3 protein-coding genes are annotated in these 2564 nt (G+C 71.5%); all 3 read left to right on the top strand.

The genetic code is table 11. The features are described from left to right. Nucleotides 1-708 precede the first annotated feature (708 nt). Entirely contained in the window at nt 709-885 is a 177-nt protein-coding gene (locus tag ABZ374_RS48345; protein WP_360325170.1) for a hypothetical protein, read from the top strand. 511 nt (nt 886-1396) lie between these two features. Then, entirely contained in the window at nt 1397-1990 is a 594-nt protein-coding gene (locus ABZ374_RS48340; RefSeq protein ID WP_360325167.1) for a sigma-70 family RNA polymerase sigma factor, read from the top strand. Next, nucleotides 1980-2321, top strand: a complete 342-nt coding sequence (locus ABZ374_RS48335) for a hypothetical protein (protein WP_360325164.1) — start codon at nt 1980-1982, stop codon at nt 2319-2321. Before ABZ374_RS48340 ends, ABZ374_RS48335 begins: the two co-directional genes overlap by 11 nt. The last annotated feature ends 243 nt before the right edge of the window (nt 2322-2564 follow it).

Raw genomic sequence — 2564 nt, 5'->3', positions numbered from 1 at the left:
GCTCGCGAGGCACCACTTTTTGCTCCCCCGCTGACGCTCCTCCGCAAAAAGTGGCCCCTCGCTCGTGACTTCGTGTCCCTTCGCTTCGCTACGGGCCACGAAGTCTTTGTTTTGCGGCTCCGCCGCTCTCCGCGCTGCGCGCGTCGATCACCGGGGTGGGCCCAAGTCGGGGGCGCTGACGCGCCGAGGGTGGGGCTTTGGTTGGTGGGCGGAGGTCGTGGGCGCGGCGCGGCGCGCCGGTCGAACCGGGTCGCAAGCGCAGCGTGCCGGCGGACCCGGGTCGTAAGCGCGGTGTGCCGACCGGGCTGGGGTGCGGGGGTGGGCGAGGTGGGGATGGTGGCGATTCGTTCCGTTCATGTCAAGAAGTGGTAACCGGTCCGAACCAATGTTGGGGTGTCGTTCACCCGGTGACCATCCGGGCGTCGAACCGTGCATGCCTGCGCCGGTCAGGCTGTACTGATCGCCCATGCCCTGGAGAGCCGTCTCATGCACCCTGCCCGCGACGATCGATCGTTTTCGATGCCTGCCTCGGCGGTTCCGAGGCCGGGTCTGGCCGTGACGTCCGTTACCGGCAGGGCGAGCGAACTCGGGCGGCCCGATGGCCAGGGGCCGTGGTGGGCGACGGCGACGGCTGAGGTGACCGGTACGAGCGGCGATCCGGTTGCCGGTGCCTGGGTCACCGCCGAGGTACGTTCCGATGGCAACACCATGAAGCACTTCGGCCTCACCCGCCGCGACGGCACGGTCGACTTCGGTGTCTCGGTGTCCTGGAGCAACGACGCGACGGTGACCGTCACCACCGTTCGCCACCTCGAACTGCCGTACTACCCGGACCTGTCCACCGCCCACGAGGTCCGCATCCAACGCCCCCGACGAAACGTCTGAGCCGCCGCCTACGGCTTCCGTATCCGGCCGGGTGGGTGGGTGGGGTGTGGCTTCCGCCCTGGGCACGGCAGCGGGGCGTGCCCCCTCTCGGCGTCGGCGGGCGTGGGCGATCGTGGGGTCGACCCCGACAGGCGTCGGAACATCCGCTGTCACGGCGGGCGTTGGGCCGGCGGGTCACACCAGGTGAGGTTGCGGCAGTGCTTGCACGCCACCGCGTCGATCGCCGTCGCCGCGCGGTGATCGGTCCACCGACCACCCCCGGTGTGGCGTGCGGTCGTGGTTCCGCGTTGTGGGGTGGGACGGACTGCAGCACCATTCGGCTACGGACGAGGGTGAATCCTTTCGCGTCGTCGCGCCTCTTATAGGTGTTAGGTGTGCGGACGACCTCGTCCGCCCCCGTACCCCACCCGGGAGGACCTCATGACCGCCGTCATCGTCATCGCCGTCGCGGTTGCCGCGTTGTTGGTGTGCGCGTGTACCGTCACGCTGCTGCGCCGCCGGAGGCGTCAGGGTGTCTGACCGCACCTGGCCGGGCGCGACCCTGGTCGCCGCAGCGCAGCGCGGCGATGTCGATGCGCTCACCGCGTTGGTGCGCGGCTCCTATCCGCACGTGAGCCGATTCGCGCACACGTTGTGCGCCACGCCCCAGGACGCGGAGGACGCGGCTCAGGAAGCGCTGATCATCCTGTACCGCAAGATCGGCATGCTCCGCGCGTCCGGGGCACTGGCCTCGTGGATGTTCCGGATCGTCCGCAACGAGTGCCTGCGGCGTACCCGCGCCCTGTTCCAACACGGGCCCGCCGACGATCCCGGTGGGTTGGACGCGTTCGGCGGCGCCGCGCGGTCCGCCGAGGAGGATGTCCTGCTGCGCCTGGAAGCCGAACGCGTCGCCGCCGCGATCGCCGCGCTGCCCGACGACCAGCGGCAGGTGCTGGTCATGCGGGACATCCAGGGCCTGCCCGGCCGCACCGTCGCGGACCGGCTCGGACTCGGCACAGCCGCAATGAAGTCCCGCCTGCACCGCGCCCGTTCGGCGGTACGCGAGGCCCTCCACGACGACCCGACCGGATCGAAGGGAACGAGGGAATCCGACCATGACTCCTGACTCGACCACGGCAACACGCCCCGCCCCGCCCGATTCCACCCCCGACGCCGCCGCCGATGCACGTGGCGGCTTCGCCAGCGCCACCGTCCCGCGCCATCTGGCCCGCGGTGCCATCGGGTTCGGCGCACTCGCCGGATCCCTGGCCCTGCTACCGGTCACCGGCCCGGCCAGCCTGCTCCTCGCCCCGGTCGGCCTGGTCGCTCTGCGCGGCTGCCCGATGTGCTGGGCAATCGGCCTCATGGAGACGGTCTCGGCCGGCCGCCTGCGCCGCTCCTGCACGGACGGGAGGTGCGAACTGAAGCGAAGCGGTCCCCACGACCCCGCACATTGACCCGCCCCGGCGCGGTCGCGTCGGACACCACGGACACCAATCCCGAGCCCGCCGAACCGCCGCCGGCCCCACCCACGACCACCCCCAACCCACCCCCAACCGGCCACCCCACCCCCGGCGCGTCAGCGCCCCCGACCCAGCCCGCCCCCGTGATCGACGCGCGCAGCGCGGAGAGCGGCGGAGCCGCAGAACGTTGACTTCGTGGCCCGGAGCGAAGCGCAGGGACACGAAGTCACGAGCGAG

This window comes from Embleya sp. NPDC005971, assembly GCF_040629175.1.
Classification (GTDB): Bacteria; Actinomycetota; Actinomycetes; order Streptomycetales; family Streptomycetaceae; genus Embleya.
Note: the sequence above shows the minus strand (reverse complement) of the source record. Positions and strands in the feature narration are given on the sequence as shown.

What these genes read in the sequence shown, in the direction of transcription:
- ABZ374_RS48345 (WP_360325170.1), top strand. Translation starts at nt 709, where the DNA reads ATGAAGCACTTCGGCCTCACCCGCCGCGACGGCACGGTCGACTTCGGT.
- ABZ374_RS48335 (WP_360325164.1), top strand. Translation starts at nt 1,980, where the DNA reads ATGACTCCTGACTCGACCACGGCAACACGCCCCGCCCCGCCCGATTCC.